Genomic DNA, 19572 nt, shown 5'->3' with positions numbered 1-19572 from the left:
CGACGTCCTGGCGGAACTCTTCCGGATAGGGCTTTGGCACAGCGACATCCTTCCCACCTGCCCCACAGGGCAAGCCAGTTCAGATGTCACCCGATCGTGCGGCAGACCCTCTCGCTCACCCCGGCCGCCAGTGCGACGGCCCGAACACCGCCGTGACCCAGGACACGGGCCTCGGCGGCCATCAACAACCGACGCTGCCGCTCGTCCATATGCGGGAACAACACCGCGAACTTCACTCCGGTGCTGGGTCATGGGTGGCTGGGGAGTCGATGCGCTGCTCGGCGCGCAGACGCGAGAGCACCACGACCTGGACGTACTGGTGCTTGGTGAAGACCTACCTCTCCTCGACGAGGTATTCCGCGATCACGGCTTCGGAGTCCAGCGGGTGTGGGAGGCAGAAAACCGATGGGTCGAGGTGGACGGAAACACCAGGCCGACCGCCTTTGTAGCGGGAACAGCGGAGGGCGTGGAGTTGGACGTCCACGTGATCGAGGTGGAGGCGGGCGTCGTCGTCCCATTGTGTGACGTTCCCTGGCCGTTCGATGCGGGCTCTTTGGAAGGACGCGGTGTCATTGATGGTAGGCCGGTTGCCTGCGTGTCGGCACAGACTCAGGTGGCGATGCATCGTGGCTACGAACTTCCGGAAGCCCACGAGCGCGACGTGGCCCTGCTACGTCAACTCGACTGACCGGTGAGGAGCCGCTCATCGGCATGACAGTGCGCCTGAAGTCGCTGCCCGTGACACGGCGTGAGTTCGGCGGAAGTACGCTCCAGGGCGCGTATTCGATTGTGGTCAATGAGCGGTCCGGGTGAGGTCCTTGATCCAGATCATCGCGCCACGGAGGTGGAGGCCAGCGAGGTAGCTTTCCGGCGTCTTGTCATATCGGGTGACGATGCCTCGCCAGGCCTTCAACTTCTTGATCAGGCGCTCGACGGTGTTGCGCTCCTTGTAGAGCTCGGCGTCGTGGCTGACGGGCCGGCCGCCCCGGCGGCCCTTCTTCTTCCGGTTGGCGCTTTGGTCCTTCTTCTCCGGGATGACCGCCTTGATCCGGCGCTTGCGCAGGTGGGCGCGGTTGCCGCGTGACGAATAGGCCTTGTCCCCGGCTACCGCGTCCGGCCGGGTGCGGGGCCGGCCGACGGGCCCGCGGACCCGGACCCTCTTCAGCACGGGGATGAACTGCGGGCCTGTCCGCGGCCTGGCCCTCGGTCAGGATGAGAGCCAGCGGGCGGCACTTTCGGTCGCCGGCGCAATGGACCTTGCTGGTCTGCCCGCCCCGGGAGCGTCCGAGCAGGGCTGCCTTCAGCCGGAGCCTGCGCCGACGCCGGATGCGTCGCCGTTCTTCCCGTTTCGGGTCTCCTGAGGCGTCCCGCCCGTCTTGTTCCTCCGGGCCTCCCCCTTTTGTCGGGCCTTCTCCGCCTCCTCGGCGGCCTTCTCCAGTGCGGCCATGGTGTCGGAGTCGAGGTGCATCCCGGCCGCGTCGTGGTGAGCCCGCACGGTGGTGGAGTCCACGCTGACCAGGGACAAGTCCACCTCGCCGCGCTTCGCGGCCTCCGCGATCAAGCCCTCCATCAGGGCTTCGAAGACGCCGGCGTCCCTCCACTGCCGGAACCGATTGGAGACGGTCGACCACGCCCCGAACTCCATCGGCATCTCCCGCCACTGCCCGCCCGTCCGGAATCGCCAGATCACGCCCTCGAACTGCTGTCGCAGCCGCTCCGGGTACGGGCCGTAGTCGCCGATCGGCAAGTACGGCTCGATCAACGCCCACTCCGCATCCGTCAATTGCGCTCGCGTCACGCACCACGGTCTACCGGATCAGGGCCCGCCGCGAAGGTGAATCGCACAGATTGATCACGACCGAATACGTACCCTAGCCGGCCGCGAGCGTGACTACGTCGGCTGGTTCTTGAAGGTCAAAGCCCTGTCCCCGAACACCTTCGACGGCGCCGAGATCGACCATTACGCCGCCGCCATCGCGGCTGAGGGAGGGCTTTCAGCGTCTCTCGCCTACTACCGCGACGCCACGGAATCAGCGCGCAGGAATCATGACGCTCTCGAACGGGGGCACTTGACCGTCCCGGTCCTGGGAGTCTCCAGCTCCCATGGCTCGATCCCCGACATGGCCGCCTCCGTCAGTCCGTGGGCAGAGAACGCGACGGCGTCGTCATCCCGCAAGCCGGACACTTCATTCCCGACGAGCAGCCCGACGCAACCGTGGACGTGTTGACCGCGTTCATCGATCACGAGCGTGTCACCGCTCATGTGCGGCACGGTGGCCGCATCCAATAGTGAGCCCGCGCCCGATCACTCCCAGAACTTCCCGTCCCACCCCATCCCCTCTGTGCCAGGACCGCCCGGACCAAGATCCGGACCATTTCCGGACCAGTCCACGCCGGGGGGCCGCACCGACTGCCGTTTCCGCTGGTCAGCATGGGCGCAGCTGCTGTACCACCAGCAGACGAAGAACCTCCTCGTCTCATACTCGCCGAAGCGGCTCGGCTTCTTCCAGGAGCACGACAAACGGCGCCTGACCTGGGCCTTTACCCGTCAGGCGCCGTTGGCTCGACCCGCTCGACACGGGTGTCGATTCTTCCGGTTCCTCCCGGCCTCTGCCGCCCCTTTCCCACTCCGGACCGGCTGCTGCGGACCAGTCGCGGACCAGGCCCAGCTCACCGGGCGGGAGGCACGCCCTCGCTGACGCGGTCTCGCGAACTCGGTCGCGGACGGTCGAAGTACGCGTCAGCCGACCCGAAGACCGACCGCCAGCGTCAGCTCGAGGACCCGGTGTGGCGATGCGAGATCCGGAAACAGCTCCCGCAGCTGCGACATCCGGTACCGGACGGTCTGGGGATGTACGAACAACGCCGCCGCCACCTCGTCCCGCCTGCCTTGGTGAAGCAGCCACGCCCGCAACGTCTCCTCCAGCCGCCATGCGGTCGCGACGGGCAAGGTCCGCAACGGTGCGAGGGCTCGGGCCCGCAGGTCTGCGAACGCGTCCACGTCGGCGCTCAGCACCAGCTCGGGCAGGTGGTCCTCGGTGTCGCGGATATCGGAGGAGAGGGAGCGCGCGCGTGCGGCTCGTGCGTACGAGGCGGACGCACGGGTCCATGGCCGGGCCGGGCCGACCACGGCGGTGCGGTCGGTCAGCTGCCGCAAGAGATGTGACCGGTCGGCATCGGGGACGAGCAGCACACCGGAGGCGTCCGGCAGATCGTCGAGGACGAGGGTGCTCGGGTCGAGCGCGCGGTAGGCAGGCCGGGCCTGGGCGGCGGGCAGCAAGACGGCGGTCAGTGAAACCGGAGGCTGCCACCCAGCCCGTTGAACAGAGGCCATCAGCACGTCCGGGCTCGCGCCGGCGAGGAGGTCGCGGGCCAGGTGTTCCAGGTGGCGCTCGTGGTCCCGGCCCCGGGCGGCCAGTTCGTCGGCGTGGCCCGCGGCGCTCGCGGCGGAGAGCTCGTCGATGTAGGCGAAGGTCAGCTCGGCGAACTTGGCGACCTCGGCGGCGGGCAGACCCGCGGGTACGGCACCCGCTGCCAGGCATCGCCAGGCCACGCGGGCGCCGACGCGGTAGGCGCTGAGCAGGGCGTCCATCGAACGCCCGTCGCGCACCTCGCCGCGGCCCAGCTCGTAGGCTGCGTCACCGGCGTCGCCGCCTGTGGCGTTCCCGCTCGCGAGGTCCAGGTAGTTCCCCAGGGCGGTGCGGACGGCTCGGCGGATGGTGACGCCCATGCGGCCCGAAAGGGCGTTGGCGTAGGGAGGGACCTCGTCGATGATCGCCTGGACGACCTCGTCGGCGGTGGTCTTCAGCTCGGCCCGAAGTGCGGTGACCGTTGTCCGATCCAGGGCCAGTTCGGTAACCCTCCGGATTGGATGGCTCATATTTTATTCCCTGCGAACAATTCAGCCGACCAAATTTACGTCTTACGGTCAGGACTTTACGCCTTGCGGCGCATCAAGCTGGGGGCATGACGAGTGCAGCCCTCCGCAGTAGGGCGTGGAAACTGCTGGAGATGATCACGACGCCGCTGCTGCCGTCGGACTACCTCGACCTGGTCAGCCCGCTGCGTGCGGGCGCTGACCTGCGTGGGCGCATCGAGGCCGTGCACCCGGAGACGGGTGACGCCGCGACCATCGTGATCAGGCCGGGAAGGGGCTGGCGCGGTCACACGGCCGGTCAGTACGTGCGGATCGGGGTCGACGTCGACGGGAGGCGCCTGTGGCGTGCCTACTCCATCACCTCGCCGACGAACCGCCGGGACGGCCGCGTCACGATCACCGTGAAGGCGATCCCGGACGGCAAGGTCAGCAACCACCTGGTCCGCAGGGCGAAACCTGGCACGCTGGTCCAGCTCGACCAGCCGACCGGTGACTTCGTACTGCCGGAGGCCAAGCCCGCCAAGGTGCTCTACCTGACGGCCGGCAGCGGCATCACGCCTGTGATGGGCATGCTGCGTGACATCGAGTTCGACGACGTCGTCATGGTCCACTGCGCGCCACAGCCGCAAGACGTGATCTTCCGCAACGAACTGCACGACCTGGTCGCGGACGAGAAGCTGCGGCTCACCGAGGTGCACACCGACACAGACGGCGTGCTCGACATCGCCCGTCTCGACGAACTGGTACCCGACTGGGCCGAGCGCGAGACCTGGGCCTGCGGGCCCGCGGGCCTGCTCGACGCCGCCGAAGAGTTCTGGAGCGAACACGGCATCGAAGAGCGCCTGCACACCGAACGCTTCCGCCCCGGCATCGTCGTCGCCGGTGACGGCGGCGAGGTCACGTTCAGCGCCACCGGCAAGACCGTCGACGCGAACGGCGCCACGCCGTTGCTGGACGTCGGCGAGGAGGCCGGCGTGCTCATGCCGTCCGGGTGCCGTATGGGCATCTGCTTCGGCTGCGTCACGCCGCTCAAGGCGGGCGCCGTCCGCGACCTGCGCACCGGCGAGATCACCGAGGCCGAGCCGGGCGTCCTCATCCAGACCTGTGTGTCCGCCGCGGCGGGCCCCTGCGATATCGAACGGTAGGAGCACCTTGACCGCCATCGACCCCACCGCCCACCTGACCGCGGAGCAGATCGAGGAGCTCGGCCGCGAGCTGGACGCGATCCGCGATGAGGTGATCGCCGGCCGCGGCGAGAAGGACGCCGCCTACATCCGAAAGGTCATCTCGGCGCAGCGCAAGCTCGAGCTGGTCAGCAGGGGCGTGCTGCTGTTCTCGATCTTCCCGCCCGCTTGGCTGATCGGCACCGCCGGGCTGTCCGTGGCGAAGATCATGGACAACATGGAGATCGGCCACAACGTCCTGCACGGCCAGTGGGACTGGATGCGGGACCCGAAGATCCATTCCACCACCTGGGAGTGGGATCACGTCTCGCCGTCCGATCAGTGGAGGCATTCGCACAACGAGCTGCACCACACGTACACCAACGTGATCGGCAAGGACAACGACCTCGGCTATGGCATCATGCGCGTCGACGAGGACCAGAAGTGGCACCCGTTCCACCTCGGCCAGCCGCTGTGGAACTTCATCAACGCCTGCTTCTTCGAGTACGGCATCGCGGCGTACGACCTGGAGCTCGGCAAGAACCTGCACAAGCGCCGCCGCAAGAACCCGGAATTCCGCGCACGGGCCAAGGCCGTGGGCCGCAAGATCCGCAAGCAGGTGCTCAAGGACTACGTGATCCACCCGCTGCTGTCGGGCCCGTCATTCCTCACCACCCTCGCCGCCACGTTCACCGCGAACCTGGTCCGCAACATCTGGTCCCACTCCGTGATCATGTGCGGGCACTTCCCCGAAGGCGTGCAAGTCTTCGAGCGCCGGTCGATCAAGGGCGAGACGCGCGGCCAGTGGTACCTGCGCCAGATGATGGGCTCGGCGAACATCAGCGGCAGCAGGGTCATGCACTTCATGACCGGCAACCTGTCGCACCAGATCGAGCACCACCTGTTCCCGGACCTGCCGAGCAACCGGTACGCCGAGGTCGCGGTGAGGGTGCGCGCGCTGTTCGAGAAGTACGAGCTGGAGTACGTCACCGGGCCGCTGCCCAAGCAGGTGTTCTCCGCGTGGCACAAGGTCTTCCGGCTCTCGCTGCCGAACAAGAAGCCCAAGGTCGATGCGCCGGACCGCGAGCAGGAGCTCGTCGCTGCCTGATTCCCGGTATCGGACCTCACAGTCCCCGTGCGTATGACGGCGGTCGTTCCCACTCACCGCTGCGGGGCAGCCCCGGATTCCCTCTTGCGACACTTGGCGGACGGGGCGAACCAGTTGCACGCGCCAGACTGGGCCGTGCGCCCGCTGGGCGACGGCCACCGTCCATTGTTCGGACGAGCGAACGAGACGCGGCCGCCCGGAGCGCAGCTGGTTACCGAGCAGGGGGCACACATGTTTTCGACATATTCGAACAGGCGATAACCATCTCGATGTGCACGTGTGCCGGCAGGGGGCGAGATGAAGTACGACCTGTCCGACCGCGTCGTCATCGGGATCGCCTCCAGCGCCCTGTTCGACCTCGCCGACTGCGACGCGGTGTTCCGGGAACAGGGTGAGGACGCGTACCGGAGGTACCAGGAGGCCCACGTGGACGACGTCCTGGACAAGGGGGTGGCCTTCCCCTTCGTCCGGCGCCTGCTGTCGCTGAACGACCTCGCGGAGCCCCTCGATCCGCTGGTCGAGGTCATCATCCTGTCGCGCAATGACCCGGACACCGGGCTGCGCGTCATGCGTTCCATCGCGGCGCACGGCCTGCACATCAGTCGGGCCGTGTTCCGGCAAGGCCGGTCGTCACACCGCTTCATACCCGCTCTGAACATGTCCCTGTTCCTGTCGGCCAACGGTTCCGACGTTCGGGAAGCGGTGGCCGCCGGCCTGCCGGCGGGGCACGTACTCGAGACCGAGCGAGTCGATGACGACACCGACCGGGAACTCCGCATCGCCTTCGACTTCGACGGCGTACTGGCGGGCGACTCCTCTGAGCGGATCTACCGAACCGCCGGCCTCGACGGGTTCCGCGCGCACGAAGTCCTCAATGCGGCCACCCCTCACGACCCAGGTCCCTTGAAGGACTTCCTCGCGGGCATCAACCGCATCCAGCGCCGCGAAGAGGAAGAACGCCGCAAGGACCCCGCCTATCAGCCCCGCCTACGGGTGTCCCTGGTCACCGCCCGGGACGCCCCCGCACACGAACGTGCCGTGCGTAGCCTCAAGCAGTGGGGACTGCGCGTCAACGACGCCTTCTTCCTCGGCGGCATCGACAAGGCCGCCGTGATGGGCGCCCTCGACCCGCACATCTTCTTCGACGACCAGGTCTCCCACCTGACCGGCACGGCGCCGGCCACCCCAAGCGTTCACGTACCGTTCGGAGTCGTCAATGCACCCCTTCCGGGGCCTGAATGAGTGGCGTACTTCATCGCATTGCACCGGGGGAACGCCCCTGATAGAAGCAGCGGCCCAGGGTGGCCGTAAGGCGAGCGGAGGTCAGCATGCCCAACCGGTACGTGCGGCTCTCAAGTTTCGACCATCCTCGGATGCACGAACTGAGGCTGTCCGACGGGGTCATCACGCTGTCGCCGCTGCGCCTGGACGATGTGGAGGCGCATCTCGCGGGCGAGGACGAACTGCTGGTTCGCTGGCTCAACGGCGGTCCGGGCACCCGCGAGGGCGTTGAAGCCTACTTCCGGCACTGCGGGGAACAGTGGAGCACTGCCGGTCCGCTGCGCGCCTTCGGCATCCGGGTGGGCGACGGCGAGGTGCTCGCGGGAACGGTCGACCTCCGGTTCGCCGGAGAGGGTCTGGGTCCCGGCCAGGTGAATGTCGCCTACGGCCTCTATCCGTCCTGGAGGGGGCGCGGCCTGGCCACCCGCGCGGTCCTCCTGGCTTCGCGGTACGCGGCCGCCGAGGGCGGGAAGGAGGCGGTGATCCAGGTGGATCCGGACAATCCCGCATCCGCGGCAGTAGCGCGGCGAGCAGGGTTCACCCCCGGCGGGCAGCAACACGGCAATGACACCGCACGGTTCGACTGCTACGTCCGGGACCTGCGCGACACCTACCGGGGGTACTGATGACGATCGATGTCGTGCTGAGGCTGTCGGCCCGTGATCTGGTGCACGCCGACCTGGCGTCGTGCGGGTGGGCAGGCTCCGAGCACCACTTGGCCGGCGTCGGTGAGCAGCTGGAACGTGCGCGGACCGGTGAGGTCGACTATCTGGCGGTCTGTCCCGCAACGGACATCCCTGTGGCGAAGGGCGGCGTCGACTACCAGGTCAAGGAGGGCGTCGGCACTGTGTGGCAGCTGGCGGTCCACCCCGCCTTGCAGTCGTGCGGGATCGGCACCTTCCTCATGGAGGCCGCGGAACAGCGGATCCGGAACCGCGGTCTGCGGCAGGCCGAGCTGGCCGTGGAGGAGAGCAACCCCCGGGCGTGTGCGCTGTACCGGCGACTGGGGTATGTCGCGTACGACCGCCGGCCGGACGCGTGGAACGTGCAAGCCCCTGACGGATCGTTGCGCCGCTACGAAACGATGTGCACGTTGATGCGGAAGGACCTCTCGTAGGCTCAGCCGAGGCCGCCGCCCACCGATGCGCCTCGGACCTGTTCGGCGATCCAGGACGCCGCGAGTTCCGTCCAGGTGGCGGCATCGCCTGAGCTGCCCTCGGCGAGGCCGAGGCTGTGCGGGCCGTGGGCGAAGACGTGCGCGGTGTGCGGTACCTCGTGTGCTGCCAGTGCGGAGGCCGGCCGGTAGGTGTGCTCCGGCGGTACGTAGAGGTCCTCGGCGGTGTGCCTGAGGATCGCGTAGCAGAGGACCGCGAACTGGACGGACTCGCGCGGATCGTCGAAGGGTGCGAGTGCGGCCATGCCCGCGAGGTGCCCGCCGGCCGAGAAGCCGATCAGCCCGATGCGGTCCGCCCCCTGTTCGCGCCTGCGGCGGATCTCGGCCCGCAGGGCCAGGAGGGGTTCGGGGTGCCGCGCCTGGAGCGGGTAGCGGAAGACGCTCGCCGACAGGCCCAGTGCGGAGAGCCACGCGACGATCGGCTCCGCCTCGTGCGGGGCGTGCACGGCGTAGCCCCCGCCCGGCAGGACGATCAGATGTGTCGTCGAGGGGTGCATGTGACCGCTCCTAGAACCAGCCGCCCACGGCGGCGGCGATGGGGTCGGCCCCCGGCTCGCGCAGCGCGTAGAGCGTCTTCGCGCCGAGCCACAGGAGAGTCCTGCCGTAAGGGAGGTCGGGGTGGCGGTCGACCATCGTGTGGACGAACTCGGTCGCGGAGGAGCACTCCTGCAGCGCCGCCTCGGCGTCGTCGAGGTACCGGCGGGTCTCCGCGATCACGCGCGTGGCGTCGTCGTCGAGGTCCTTGTTCTTGTGGCCGGCGACGATGTGCCGGGGCGCGAGGGCCTCTACGGTGCTGATGGCGGCCCGCCAGACGTCCAGGCCGCCTCCGGCCGACTCTCCGATGTACATGTGGGCGCCGTTGTAGAGAACGTCGCCGGCGACCACCAGGCCGAGGTCGGGGACGTGCACGACGCTGGTCTGCCCGGTGTTGGTGTGGCCGACCTCGACCAGGTGCAGGGCGCACCCTTCGAGGGTGAGGGTGTTGTCGGGGACGGTGACGGCGGTGACCGGGGCGTCGGGGATCTGACCGGGCCAGAGCTTGCCCCAGGCGAAGGGCCGTGCTTCCACGTTGCCGTGCATGACGGCGATGGTGCCCGCGGTCGCCACGACGGGCGCGTCGAACCGGTCGTGGCGCTGCTGTCGGTGGTGCCGGTGGCCATGTGAATGCCCCGATGGGATGTCTTGCGACCACTGGTTCCGCAGGCCTGGTGAGGATGGCCCGAGGCCACCTCCCAAGTCGGTCTCGGAGATACGGGGACACTGTCACACCTGGAGGGCCTCCGGACCCTCACTCAAACACGTGAGACGGCGGCCGGTGGTCAGGCCGCACCGGCCGGGGCTCAGGACCTCCCGGGGCTGCGGCGGGCTCGGGCGCTCCGGCGCCACTGCCTGGGCGACTGCCCGCACTCCGCGCGGAAGGGCTTGTGCAGGTAGCGCGACGAGATGTGGTGCTCCTCGGCGAGCGAGCGCGGGGACAGTTCCGGTTCGCCGAGCCGGGTTCCCGCGGAGGCCTTGATCGGTGGTGCTGTGGCGGCTGCCGGTCCCGGGCGCGAGATGGGCGGCGTGCACGTAGGGGTTCAGCGGGCGGGTGTGGCGGGTGTCTCCCGTACCGGGTGCTTGCTGAGGATCGAGACACGGTTGAAGGCGTTGATCGTGATCGCCACCCAGATCACGGCCGAGATCTCGTCGTCCTCCAGGACGTCGCGCGCCAGCGCGTAGGCCCGTTCCTGGGCGAGGGCGTCGGCGGGGTGGGTGGTGGCCTCCGCGAGGGCGAGGGCGGCGCGTTCACGGGTGGTGAAGAGCTCGGTGTCCCGCCAGGCGGCGAGCACGCCCAGACGCCGGGTGGTCTCCCCGGCGCGCAACGCGGCCCGGGTGTGGACGTCGAGGCAGAAGGCGCAGCCGTTGAGCTGGGAGACCCGGAGGTTGACCAGCTCGACCAGGATCCGGTCCAGGCCGGCCTCGGCGGCCGTCGCGCGGACGGCGTCGGTGGTCTTGACCAGCGCCTGGTACGCGGCGGGGCTCTGCTTGTCGAGGTAGACCCGGCCGTCGGTCCGGGGAACCGCCGCGGTCTGTGCCATCTCGCTCACCCTGTGCTCCTTCGCCTGTTGTCGTGGGTTGCCTTCGGGACTATGATCACCCAAGTTCGTTGAAAGCGAAACTACTTTGCTGGGAGAGGGGTCGGGAGATGGATCACACGGAGGTCGGGGTCGAGGCCGAGGTCGAGGTCCTCACCGCTCGCGACGTCCCGCTGGGCGGACCGCGGGCGATGACCGTACGGCGCACCCTGCCGCAGCGGGCCCGGACGCTCATCGGGGCCTGGTGCTTCGCCGATCACTACGGCCCCGACCGGGTCGCCGACTCCGGCGGAATGGACGTCGCGCCCCACCCGCACACCGGGCTCCAGACCGTGAGCTGGCTGTTCAGCGGGGAGATCGAGCACCGCGACAGCCTGGGCACGCACGCCTTCGTACGGCCCGGCGAAATCAACCTCATGACCGGGGGCCACGGCATCAGCCACACGGAGGTCTCCACCCCCGGCACCACCGTGCTCCACGGCGTCCAGCTCTGGGTGGCCCTCCCCGGCGAACACCGCCACGCACCACGCGAGTTCCAGCACCACGCGCCCGCGCCGCTCCGCGTCGACGGCGCGCAGCTGCGGGTCTTCCTGGGCACCCTCGCCGGCGCCACCTCCCCCGTGCGCACCTTCACCCCGCTCCTCGGCGCCGAGGTCCTCATCGACGCCGGCGCCACCGTCACCCTCGACGTCGACCCGGGCTTCGAACACGGACTCCTCGTCGACGAGGGCGACGTCCGCCTCGGCCGAACTCCCCTGCGCCCCGAGGAACTCGGCTACACCGCCCCCGGCCGCAGCACCCTCACCCTCACCAACGACTCGGACCGCCCCGCCCGGACGGTGCTCCTGGGCGGCCCGCCCTTCGAGGAGGAGATCGTGATGTGGTGGAACTTCATCGGCCGCAGCCACCAGGACATCGCCCTGGCGCGGGGGGACTGGGAGCGCGCCTCCGACCGCTTCGGCACCGTCGACGGCTATCCCGGCGAGCGGCTGCCCGCCCCCGCCCTGCCCAACGCCGTCATCGCACCCCGCAAGAACCCCGCCCGCCACTGAATCCCGCACCGAAAGGACCTCCGCCATGAGCGAGCAGACCACCACCGCCCCCGTCGTCCGGCACGTCGACGAACGCCACCGCTATGAAATCCTCGTCGACGGCCACCGCGCCGGCCTGACCGCCTACCGCGACCGCGACGACCGGCGGGTCTTCTTCCACACCGAGATCGACGACGCCCACGCCGGCCAGGGACTCGCCTCGACCCTCGTCGAGCGGGCCCTCACCGACGTCCGCGCTTCCGGGATGCGGATCGTGCCCGTCTGCCCGTACGTCGCCAAGTTCGTCACCGGGCACCAGGAGTTCGCCGACATCACCGACCCCGTGACCCCCGAGGTCCTCACCTGGCTCGACGCCCGGCTGGGACGCTGAGCCCCCGCGCCGGAACAACGCGTAGAGTGTGCCCGGGCGCGGCGTGATCACAAGGAGTACGTGTGACCGCGGTCAGCCCTGAGCGCTCTACCGTCCCCGCCGACACCGGCGAGGTGACCCTTCTGATAGCCCGCCGGGTCGACCCCGGCCACGAAGCCGACTTCGAGCGGTGGGCGAAGGGCATCCTCGAAACCGCGGCAACCTTCCCCGGCCACCTGGGCTACGGCCTGTTCCGCTCCTCCGGCGGCGACGCCCCCTGGTACCTCGTCCACCGGTTCCGGGACGCGGAGGCCTGCAGCGCCTGGCAGGAGTCCCCCGAGCGGGCGGCCTGGTTCACCGACTGCAAGGGACACCACCACACCGAGATCGCCCGGCGCGCCCTGACCGGCATGGAGACCTGGTTCGCCAAACCGGGCTCGACAGGGCCGGCGCCGCCCCGGTGGAAGATGGCCATCAGCGCGACCCTGGCGATCTACCCGATCTCCGTACTCGGCGGCCTCCTCCTCATGCCGCACCTCACGGCACTCCCCCTCCTGCTCAACAGCCTGATCACAGCCGCCGTGTTCAACGTGCTGATGACGTACGTGGCGATGCCCGCCGTGAGCAGACTCCTGCGCGGCTGGCTCACGCCGTAACGCTCCTCGCCGGTGCGCTCAACACCTCATGCCCGCCGGATCGTTGCCCCCCGCGGGCAGGTCGGACCCGCGACACCAGGGGGCCGGTCCCGGCCGGGCCGCCCATCGCCGTGGGAGCGAGGAGTGATACGCATGCAGCCCCGACCGTTACGCGGCCGCAGCGAGCCGCTGGAACGCGCGCCGGCAGTGGTCCGCGCTGCGAACCCGCCACGGCTCCGGTGGAGTGGTGCTGGTCAGCAAAGCGGCAGGCATCGGGAAGACCGCACTGCTCGCGGAGGTGTACCGACAGGCCGAGCGGATGGTGGTCCACGAAGACCAACTGGTGATCCGGCCCCGCCCCGGCCTCCCGCAATCGGTCATGGCCACGCCGTTTGGCCAGCTCAGAGTCTCGGGCTGCGGTCCACGGCCCGGCCAACTCGGGGATCGGTGCACCCAGGTGTTCCTTGGAGGTCCCGCACAGGGCAGCATCAGAGCAGGCCGCGCGGGCCCAACCTGACTTCACCCTCCAGATGATCCCGCGCGGCTCTTCGCCTCCGGCACCAGGGCGGCTGCCGGAGCCTGACCACCGATACCCCGATCACTCAGGCCCGGGCCGGTGCACCATTCCCGGTCGAGGATGCTGAAGACTTCGGAGTCACGCCAGCCGTCCCGGATCCGCGCGGTGTGCCGGTGTCGGCCCTCGTGGGTCATGCCGAGCTTGCCCAGCACCCGGGCCGACGCGACGTTGCGAGGATCGCAGGTCGCATAGATCCGGTGCAGTCCCATCAGCCCAAACCCTCTGCCGAGAAGTTCCCCGCCGATGGCTGTGCCCACGCCTCGGCCCCACAGCCGAGGATGGACGAGATAGGAGATCTCGCCCTGGCGGTGGGCCAGGCTACGGACCTTCAACTCGCCGATGCCGACGAGTTCACCGTCGAGGCAGGCCGCATACACGAACCTCGTCTGCGGGGACTGCAACCGGGCATCCACCGCGCCTTGGACGAAGTCCCGCGTCTGTACCTCGGTGTTCGGCCCCCACGCCTGGTAGCGGCAAGCCTCCGGCAGGCTGGCGAAGGCATGTACAGCGTGGCAGTCACCGACAACGAGCTCGCGCATAGTCACCGAGGTTTCGTTCACGAGCCGATCTTCTCAGGCCGGCATCGCCGAATACCAGCACTCAAATCGCGGGGCTCCTACACGATCAAGATCGCGTCATTGTCGTGCGGCTACTCGTAAACCCCGGCGCGCCGGGGTTTACGGCGCTGAGTGCGGGTCGCGCGCAGCCGCGCAGGGCAGGCCCGATACGGTGCCGGAGGAGTTCGGCACCGCGATCGCCCGTCGGCTCGCCGGCCTGCCCGACGCATCACGCGACTTCGCCGAGGTGGTGGCGGTCAGCGGCCGCGCGCTGGCTGTACGGGAGGCACGGCAGCTGGTCGGGGAACCCGGCGGCTCAGGACGGGGTGGCCCGCTTGCCGCCGCGCTCGGTTCCGGGCTGGTAATCGTCGCCGACCGAACCGTGATGCCCCGCCACGACCTGGTGCGCGAGGCGGTGCTCGCGGCCATGCCCGACCGGACCGTACGTACCCTGCATCGCCGCTTCGCGGAGCACCACCCGGGTGCCGGGCAGGCCCTGCCGGCGGCGCCCCGCGCCCGGGCGGCGGCGACCCGCGGAGACGTTGCCGGCGCGCTGATCCTGATCACGGCCGCGGAGCAACCGGCCACCGCCGGCCCCCAGGACGCGGGCGACCTGGCCGTGCTCGCCTTCCGCACCATGCTCCCTGAGCAGACCGAACGGCTCGACGTCGGCCGGCGCTGCTTGTCCTTGCTCTGATGCTCCCTGGCCAACACCAGACTGACGGCCGGCGAGCCCGCGGCGCGCGAGGCCGGAGCAGCGCTCGAACGCGCCGGGGCATGCGCCGACAGGGACGCCCTCGTCCCTGAGGTTCCCCTCGTAGCGTGGAGTCCGTGACAGCAGGGGATGTTGGTTGTCATGGCGGAGAAGCGTCGCAAGTTCACGGCGGAGTTTCGTGAGGGGGCGGTACGGATCGTGACGGAGACCGGGAAGCCGGTCCCCGAGGTCGCGGAGGACCTGGGGATCAACGAGACGACGCTGGCGAGCTGGGTCTCGCGGGCAAAGCGGGCCGGGAAGGCGACCGTCGAGGACAGGGACGCGTTGATCGCGCGGCTGACGGCGGAGAACGCGGCGTTGAAGAAGGAGAACAAGGAGCTGGGCATGGAGCGCGATGTCCTCAAACGCTGCATGGTCCTGTGGGTGAAGTAGCTGCGGCGGACCCGGCCGCCGTGGCCGGGGTGATCAGCGACAACAGGACCGGGCACGGCATCCCGCACACCGCCTCGTGCCGCGCCCTCGGCGTGAGCGAACCGAGACGGAGACGGCGACCGGGACACCAGGCGCCCCCAGGGCGCCGGACCCGGCGTCGGATTCCCACGCGTCGTGCCCGACGACCCCGAACAGGACGACCAGCCAGTACACGACGACGACGGCCAGCGCGACGCTGAAGATCCCGGCGGGGAATCCCAGGGCGGCGTCGATGAACTCGTCCACCGGTCCCGCCCCTTCGCTCTCGACCGCATGCCGGGCCGGGCGCCGGGCGGGACCCGGCACCGGGCGGGACTGCGCACCCGGCACCGGGACCGTCCCCCGTGTCCCCCTGCAGCCATCCTGGCAAGGGGGCACGGCCCTCGGCACTGCCGGACACCAGCAGTCTTTACGGCATCTTGATGCCGAATGCAGGCTGGACGTGACGGTCTGCCAACCTTGACCGCTGTACGTCAAGAACGCGCAGGCAACGCATCAAGATGCAGGAGATTCCGTGGCAGGGCGGGAAATACCCGAGGACTATCTCGACGGCTTCGTCCGGATCCTCACCGAGGTCTGCGGGACCGGCCGTCGGCTCACGCGCGAAGAGCTGGAGTCGCGCCGGGCGGTGGGCGAGCGGGCCGCCGAGGCCGGTTTCGGGCTTCGGCCCCTGGTCCGCCAGTACCTCTCGACGACCCGTACCGCCTGTCCCGACCTGCCCCGCGCACCCGTCGACCGGGTACTCGCCGCCGTCGAGCAGGTGGTCGACGCACTCGCCGAAGGGCACGAGCGGGCGCAGTCGGCGGCCGTACGGAAGGAGGAGGCGGCCCGGAGGGAGTTCATCGACGACCTCCTGTACGGCCGCAGCGATCCCGGGCGTCTCGCCGAGCGCGCGGAGCGGTTCGGGCTGCTGCTCTCCCACACGCACGCGGTCGCGGTCGCCGAGGGGCCGCAGGCGTACGACGACGCCCACCCGGCGGTCCGGCGGGTCGAGCGGGCGCTGGTGGGACGGTTCGGGAACCGGCGCATCCTGCTCACCACCAAGGAGGGCCGCCTCATCTGCGTGGCTCCGGGCGACCAGGACGACGTCCTCATGTACTTCGCCGAGCAGACGCACGCGGGGACCGACGGCGGCCGGGTGGCCATCGGCCGCCCGCACGCGGGCGCGGGCGGGGTCGTCCACTCCTACGAGGAGGCGCTGAACGCGCTCGAACTGGCCGGCCGCATGAGCCTGGACGACCCGGTGCTGCGCGCCTCCGAACTGCTGGTGTACCCGGTCCTGACTCGGGACCGGCAGGCCATGGCCGATCTGGTGCTGAGCACGCTCGGGCCGTTGACGCGGGCGCGGGGCGGGGCCGGCCCGATGCTCGACACGCTGATCGCCTATTTCGACTCCGGCTGCAACGCGACCGAGGCGGCGCGGCGGCTGAGCCTGAGCGTGCGGGCGTTCACCTACCGCCTGGAGCGGATCCACCAGTTCACCGGCGCCGACCCGGCCGACCCGGCCCACCGCTACACGCTCCAGACCGCTGTCATCGGCGCCCGCCTCCTCGACTGGCCCGCCAAGGACCTGTGACCTCGCCGAGGGGCCGCCGGAGCCCCCGGCACGGGTTCAGAGTTCGACGAGGGTGATCTCCGTGGCCTTGAGGCCGGCCCAGATGTCGGTGCCGTCGGCGAGGGCGAGCTCGGTGGCGGCCTGGGGGGTGATCTCGGCGATGAGGTCCGGGGTCCGGTCCGAGGTGATCAGGATGCGCAGGCGGCTGCCGACGACGGTCATCTCGCGGACGGTGCCGGGCCACACGTTGCGGGGGCTGCCGGTGGGCTTGTCCCGGTGGAGGGAGACGGACTCGGGGGCGATGATCGCCAGTGCCCTGGCGCCCTCGGGGAGCGGGTCGGCGGCGACCAGGATGCCGCCCGTAGCGAGGGTGAGGCCCTCGCGGGTGGCGGTGCAGGGCCAGGCGTTGCGGCCGAGCATGCGGGCCACCCACGGGGAGCGGGGGTGGCGGGCGACCTCGGCGGGCGGGGCGTCCTGGAGGGTGCGGCCGTCGGCGAGGACGAGGACCCGGTCGGCGAGCGAGACGGCTTCGACCGGGTCGTGGGTGACGATGAGGCAGACCCCGCCGAAGCCGGCGAGGTGGCGGCGCAGGGTGTGGCGTACGTGGGCGCGGGTGGTCTGGTCGAGGGCTGCGAGGGGTTCGTCGAGGAGCAGCAGGCGGGGACGGGCCGCGAGGGCGCGGGCGAGGGCGACGCGCTGGGCCTGGCCGCCGGAGAGTTCGGCGGGCTTGCGGTGGGCGAGGTGGCCGACGCCGAGCCGGTCGAGCCAGCGGCGGGCCTCCGTGCGGGCCTCGGCCTTCGGCATGCCGTGTGCGCGGAGCCCGTAGGCGGTGTTGGCGAGGGCGTTCAGGTGCGGGAAGAGCGCGCCGTCCTGCGGGACCCAGGCGACCTGCCGTTTGTGCGGGGGCAGGGCGGTCACGTCGAGGTCGCCGAGCCTGAGTTCGGCGTGGGCGCGCGGGGTCAGGCCGAGGAGGGCCCGGAGCAAGGTGGTCTTGCCGGCGCCGTTCTCGCCGACGACGGCGATGGTGGTGCCCGGTTCGGCGTCCAGCGTGAGCTCGTTGAAGCCGGTCACCTCCGCGTGCAGCGACCAGGGCTCGCTCCGGTGCGGGGGGGCCGGCGGTTCGGTGGTGGCCAGGACCGCGGCGGCCGGCTCCGGCTTGGCGGTGGCGGCGCGGGGGCGGCCGATCGCGCCGGTCCAGCGGCCGCGCAGGGCGACGAGGACGCCCATGGCGATCGCCAGCAGGAGCAGGGAGACGGAGGTGGCGGCCTCGGGGGCGTCCTGGAGGAGCAGGTAGACCTGGAGCGGCAGGGTCTGGGTCTCGCCCGGCAGGTTTCCTGCGAAGGTGATCGTGGCACCGAACTCGCCGAGCGCGCGGGCCCACGCGAGGGCCGCTCCGGCGACGAGACCGGGGGCGACCATCGGGAGGGTGACGGTGAAGAACACCCGGACCGGGGAGGCGCCGAGGGAGGACGCGGTCTCCTCGTAGGTGGGCTTGAGACCCGCGAGGGTGCCCTCCAGGCTGATGATGAGGAACGGCATCGCGACGAAGGTCGCGGCGAGGACCGCGCCGGAGGTGTGGAACGGGAAGACGATCCCGAAGGTGTCCTCCAGCCAGGGGCCGAGCAGTCCGCGCCGTCCGAAGCCGAGGAGGAGGGCGACACCGCCGACGGTCGGGGGCAGCACCATCGGCAGCAGGACCAGGGACCGTACGAGGGTCTTGCCGGGAAACTCCACCCGGGCCAGCAGCCACGCCAGGGGCACGCCCAGGACCAGGGAGAGGCCGAGCGCGGCGAAGGAGACGATCAGCGACAGCTTGAGCGCTTCGACCACGCCCGGACTGGTCAGGTGCGTGACGAGTTCGCTCCACTGGGTGCGTACCAGGATGCCGACGAGGGGCAGCAGCAGGAACGCGATGGCCAGCAGCGCGGGCAGCGCCAGGGCGATGGAGGGGCGGGTGCCGGATATCCGGCGGCCACGGAGCATGCGGGGCGGTCCTCGGCGGGAGTCGGGGCGGGGCGCGGTGAGCGGCCTGGGGGCGGCGAGCGGCCTGGGGCTGGGGGCGCGGCGAGCCGTCTGGGGGCCACCCGCGGGGCGGCCCCCGTCCGGCGTGCCGGCCGGGCCGGCTACGGCTTCTGGAAGCCCGCGTCCTGGAGGTACTTCTGGCCCTCGGGACCGGAGAGCCACGTCACGAAGACATCGGCCGCGGCGGGGTTCTTCGAGCCCTTGAGGGAGGCGGCCGGGTAGGAGGCGACCGCGTTCTGGTCGTCGGGGATGTCCACGGCCACGACCTTGTCCTTGGCGGTGGCGGCGTCCGTCTTGTAGACCAGGCCGGCGTCGGCCTCGCCGAGCTCGACCTTGGACAGTACGGCCCGCACGTTGGGTTCCTGGGAGACCGGCTTCACGTCGATCTTCTGGGCGTCGAGGATCTGCTTCGAGTAGCGGCCGGCCGGGACCTCGGGTGCGGCGAGCACGACCTTGACCTTGGTGTCGGCGAGGTCCTTCAGGTTGTCGATCTTGTAGGGGTTCCCCTTGCCGGTGGCGATGACCAGACGGTTCCTGGCGATGACCTTCGGGTCGTTCGTGTCACCCTTCAGCCCGTCCATGGTCTTGGTGTCGGCCGTGACGAGTACGTCGGCGGGCGCGCCCTGCTTGACCTGCGCGGCCAGCTCCTGCGAACCGGCGAAGGAGAAGGTGACCTTCGTGCCCGGGTGCGTCTTCTCGTACTCGGCGCCCGCCGCCTTGAAGACGTCGGTGAGGGAGGCCGCGGCCAGGACCGTCAGGTTCGCCTTCGGGACCCCCGACGCGGAGCCGGCGGCGCTTGCGGAGCTCGTGGCGCCCTTGCCGTCGTTGCCGGAGCAGGCCGCCAGCACCGGGATCAGGAGCGCACCTGCGAGCAGGCCGGCGGCGGTGCGGCGGGTGATGTGGATTCGGGGCATGGTCGCGGTTTCTCCTGGGCTGAATGGGGACCGGCCCGCGAGCGGGG

21 protein-coding genes and 2 pseudogenes are annotated in these 19572 nt (G+C 70.3%); 13 read left to right on the top strand and 10 right to left on the bottom strand.

Annotation, left to right across the window (positions count from 1 at the left end; all coding sequences use genetic code 11):
• Positions 1-250: 250 nt before the first annotated feature.
• A complete protein-coding gene (locus tag ACEPPI_RS24220; RefSeq protein WP_373917354.1) occupies positions 251-688 on the top strand; it encodes a nucleotidyltransferase domain-containing protein in 438 nt (145 codons plus the stop codon).
• A gap of 105 nt (positions 689-793) precedes the next feature.
• Here the strand turns inward: ACEPPI_RS24220 and ACEPPI_RS24215 are convergent.
• Positions 794-1798 (bottom strand): annotated as a pseudogene (locus tag ACEPPI_RS24215) (IS5 family transposase).
• Between the two features lie 73 nt (positions 1799-1871).
• On the opposite strand from ACEPPI_RS24215, the pseudogene ACEPPI_RS24210 reads away from it, so the two are divergent.
• Positions 1872-2290, top strand: a pseudogene (locus tag ACEPPI_RS24210) (alpha/beta fold hydrolase); the annotation flags it as partial.
• Positions 2291-2740: 450 nt separating this feature from the next.
• Here the strand turns inward: ACEPPI_RS24210 and ACEPPI_RS24205 are convergent.
• On the bottom strand, positions 2741-3880 hold the full coding sequence (locus ACEPPI_RS24205; RefSeq protein WP_373917353.1) for a helix-turn-helix domain-containing protein: 1140 nt from the start codon (positions 3878-3880) through the stop codon (positions 2741-2743).
• 86 nt (positions 3881-3966) lie between these two features.
• Between ACEPPI_RS24205 and ACEPPI_RS24200 the strand changes: the two genes are divergently transcribed.
• The 5 genes from ACEPPI_RS24200 (at position 3967) to ACEPPI_RS24180 (ending at position 8546) form a co-directional block, all read left to right on the top strand.
• Entirely contained in the window at positions 3967-5022 is a 1056-nt protein-coding gene (locus ACEPPI_RS24200; RefSeq protein WP_373917352.1) for a ferredoxin reductase, read from the top strand.
• Positions 5023-5029: 7 nt separating this feature from the next.
• Complete coding sequence (locus tag ACEPPI_RS24195) at positions 5030-6148, top strand: fatty acid desaturase (protein ID WP_373917351.1); 1119 nt, start codon at positions 5030-5032, stop codon at positions 6146-6148.
• Positions 6149-6445: 297 nt separating this feature from the next.
• A complete protein-coding gene (locus tag ACEPPI_RS24190) occupies positions 6446-7390 on the top strand; it encodes a 5'-nucleotidase (protein ID WP_373917350.1) in 945 nt (314 codons plus the stop codon).
• A gap of 131 nt (positions 7391-7521) precedes the next feature.
• Entirely contained in the window at positions 7522-8055 is a 534-nt protein-coding gene (locus ACEPPI_RS24185; RefSeq protein ID WP_373917349.1) for a GNAT family N-acetyltransferase, read from the top strand.
• Entirely contained in the window at positions 8055-8546 is a 492-nt protein-coding gene (locus ACEPPI_RS24180; protein WP_373917348.1) for a GNAT family N-acetyltransferase, read from the top strand. The genes ACEPPI_RS24185 and ACEPPI_RS24180 overlap by 1 nt, the downstream gene beginning before the upstream one ends.
• Positions 8547-8548: 2 nt before the next feature.
• On the opposite strand, the gene ACEPPI_RS24175 is transcribed toward ACEPPI_RS24180, so the two are convergent.
• The 4 genes from ACEPPI_RS24175 to ACEPPI_RS24160 form a co-directional block, all read right to left on the bottom strand.
• The gene (locus tag ACEPPI_RS24175) at positions 8549-9100 is read right to left on the bottom strand and encodes an alpha/beta hydrolase (RefSeq protein WP_373917347.1); all 552 of its coding nucleotides are present in this window, start codon (positions 9098-9100) and stop codon (positions 8549-8551) included.
• Between the two features lie 10 nt (positions 9101-9110).
• Entirely contained in the window at positions 9111-9683 is a 573-nt protein-coding gene (locus ACEPPI_RS24170) for an MBL fold metallo-hydrolase (RefSeq protein WP_373917346.1), read from the bottom strand.
• Between the two features lie 260 nt (positions 9684-9943).
• On the bottom strand, positions 9944-10081 hold the full coding sequence (locus tag ACEPPI_RS24165) for a helix-turn-helix transcriptional regulator (protein ID WP_373917357.1): 138 nt from the start codon (positions 10079-10081) through the stop codon (positions 9944-9946).
• Between the two features lie 99 nt (positions 10082-10180).
• Positions 10181-10681 (bottom strand): carboxymuconolactone decarboxylase family protein, encoded by a 501-nt coding sequence (locus tag ACEPPI_RS24160; protein ID WP_373917356.1) that lies wholly within the window; start codon positions 10679-10681, stop codon positions 10181-10183.
• Positions 10682-10788: 107 nt separating this feature from the next.
• Between ACEPPI_RS24160 and ACEPPI_RS24155 the strand changes: the two genes are divergently transcribed.
• The 3 genes from ACEPPI_RS24155 to ACEPPI_RS24145 all read left to right on the top strand — a co-directional run bounded on the left by ACEPPI_RS24155 (position 10789) and on the right by ACEPPI_RS24145 (position 12735).
• The gene (locus ACEPPI_RS24155) at positions 10789-11730 is read left to right on the top strand and encodes a pirin family protein (RefSeq protein WP_373917345.1); all 942 of its coding nucleotides are present in this window, start codon (positions 10789-10791) and stop codon (positions 11728-11730) included.
• 25 nt (positions 11731-11755) lie between these two features.
• The gene (locus tag ACEPPI_RS24150; protein WP_373917344.1) at positions 11756-12100 is read left to right on the top strand and encodes a GNAT family N-acetyltransferase; all 345 of its coding nucleotides are present in this window, start codon (positions 11756-11758) and stop codon (positions 12098-12100) included.
• Between the two features lie 62 nt (positions 12101-12162).
• The gene (locus tag ACEPPI_RS24145) at positions 12163-12735 is read left to right on the top strand and encodes an antibiotic biosynthesis monooxygenase (protein WP_373917343.1); all 573 of its coding nucleotides are present in this window, start codon (positions 12163-12165) and stop codon (positions 12733-12735) included.
• 498 nt (positions 12736-13233) lie between these two features.
• Here ACEPPI_RS24145 and ACEPPI_RS24140 read toward each other — a convergent pair whose 3' ends face one another.
• Positions 13234-13851 carry a GNAT family N-acetyltransferase gene (locus tag ACEPPI_RS24140; protein WP_373917342.1) on the bottom strand — a complete coding sequence of 206 codons (618 nt, stop codon included), beginning with the start codon at positions 13849-13851 and terminating at the stop codon, positions 13234-13236.
• 169 nt (positions 13852-14020) lie between these two features.
• Between ACEPPI_RS24140 and ACEPPI_RS24135 the strand changes: the two genes are divergently transcribed.
• Positions 14021-14545: a hypothetical protein gene (locus ACEPPI_RS24135; protein WP_373917341.1), complete on the top strand. Its 525-nt coding sequence runs from the start codon at positions 14021-14023 to the stop codon at positions 14543-14545.
• Between the two features lie 159 nt (positions 14546-14704).
• Complete coding sequence (locus ACEPPI_RS24130; protein WP_373917340.1) at positions 14705-14995, top strand: transposase; 291 nt, start codon at positions 14705-14707, stop codon at positions 14993-14995.
• A 33-nt stretch (positions 14996-15028) separates the two neighbouring features.
• On the opposite strand, the gene ACEPPI_RS24125 is transcribed toward ACEPPI_RS24130, so the two are convergent.
• Entirely contained in the window at positions 15029-15280 is a 252-nt protein-coding gene (locus ACEPPI_RS24125; protein WP_373917339.1) for a hypothetical protein, read from the bottom strand.
• Between the two features lie 268 nt (positions 15281-15548).
• Between ACEPPI_RS24125 and ACEPPI_RS24120 the strand changes: the two genes are divergently transcribed.
• Entirely contained in the window at positions 15549-16610 is a 1062-nt protein-coding gene (locus ACEPPI_RS24120; RefSeq protein ID WP_373917338.1) for a PucR family transcriptional regulator, read from the top strand.
• 36 nt (positions 16611-16646) lie between these two features.
• Here the strand turns inward: ACEPPI_RS24120 and ACEPPI_RS24115 are convergent, their stop codons facing one another.
• Entirely contained in the window at positions 16647-18572 is a 1926-nt protein-coding gene (locus ACEPPI_RS24115; protein WP_373917337.1) for an ABC transporter permease, read from the bottom strand.
• Positions 18573-18712: 140 nt separating this feature from the next.
• On the bottom strand, positions 18713-19525 hold the full coding sequence (gene modA, locus ACEPPI_RS24110) for a molybdate ABC transporter substrate-binding protein (protein WP_373917336.1): 813 nt from the start codon (positions 19523-19525) through the stop codon (positions 18713-18715).
• Positions 19526-19572: the final 47 nt, after the last annotated feature.

The organism is Streptomyces sp. AB3(2024), from assembly GCF_041862025.1.
Classification (GTDB): Bacteria; Actinomycetota; Actinomycetes; order Streptomycetales; family Streptomycetaceae; genus Streptomyces.
Note: the sequence above shows the minus strand (reverse complement) of the source record. Positions and strands in the feature narration are given on the sequence as shown.

Coding starts and splice junctions, on each gene's coding strand:
- ACEPPI_RS24220 (WP_373917354.1), top strand. CDS start 251: ATGGGTGGCTGGGGAGTCGATGCGCTGCTCGGCGCGCAGACGCGAGAG.
- ACEPPI_RS24205 (WP_373917353.1), bottom strand. CDS start 3,880: ATGAGCCATCCAATCCGGAGGGTTACCGAACTGGCCCTGGATCGGACA.
- ACEPPI_RS24200 (WP_373917352.1), top strand. CDS start 3,967: ATGACGAGTGCAGCCCTCCGCAGTAGGGCGTGGAAACTGCTGGAGATG.
- ACEPPI_RS24190 (WP_373917350.1), top strand. CDS start 6,446: ATGAAGTACGACCTGTCCGACCGCGTCGTCATCGGGATCGCCTCCAGC.
- ACEPPI_RS24185 (WP_373917349.1), top strand. CDS start 7,522: ATGCACGAACTGAGGCTGTCCGACGGGGTCATCACGCTGTCGCCGCTG.
- ACEPPI_RS24180 (WP_373917348.1), top strand. CDS start 8,055: ATGACGATCGATGTCGTGCTGAGGCTGTCGGCCCGTGATCTGGTGCAC.
- ACEPPI_RS24175 (WP_373917347.1), bottom strand. CDS start 9,100: ATGCACCCCTCGACGACACATCTGATCGTCCTGCCGGGCGGGGGCTAC.
- ACEPPI_RS24170 (WP_373917346.1), bottom strand. CDS start 9,683: ATGCACGGCAACGTGGAAGCACGGCCCTTCGCCTGGGGCAAGCTCTGG.
- ACEPPI_RS24160 (WP_373917356.1), bottom strand. CDS start 10,681: ATGGCACAGACCGCGGCGGTTCCCCGGACCGACGGCCGGGTCTACCTC.
- ACEPPI_RS24155 (WP_373917345.1), top strand. CDS start 10,789: ATGGATCACACGGAGGTCGGGGTCGAGGCCGAGGTCGAGGTCCTCACC.
- ACEPPI_RS24150 (WP_373917344.1), top strand. CDS start 11,756: ATGAGCGAGCAGACCACCACCGCCCCCGTCGTCCGGCACGTCGACGAA.
- ACEPPI_RS24130 (WP_373917340.1), top strand. CDS start 14,705: ATGGCGGAGAAGCGTCGCAAGTTCACGGCGGAGTTTCGTGAGGGGGCG.
- ACEPPI_RS24115 (WP_373917337.1), bottom strand. CDS start 18,572: ATGCTCCGTGGCCGCCGGATATCCGGCACCCGCCCCTCCATCGCCCTG.
- modA (WP_373917336.1), bottom strand. CDS start 19,525: ATGCCCCGAATCCACATCACCCGCCGCACCGCCGCCGGCCTGCTCGCA.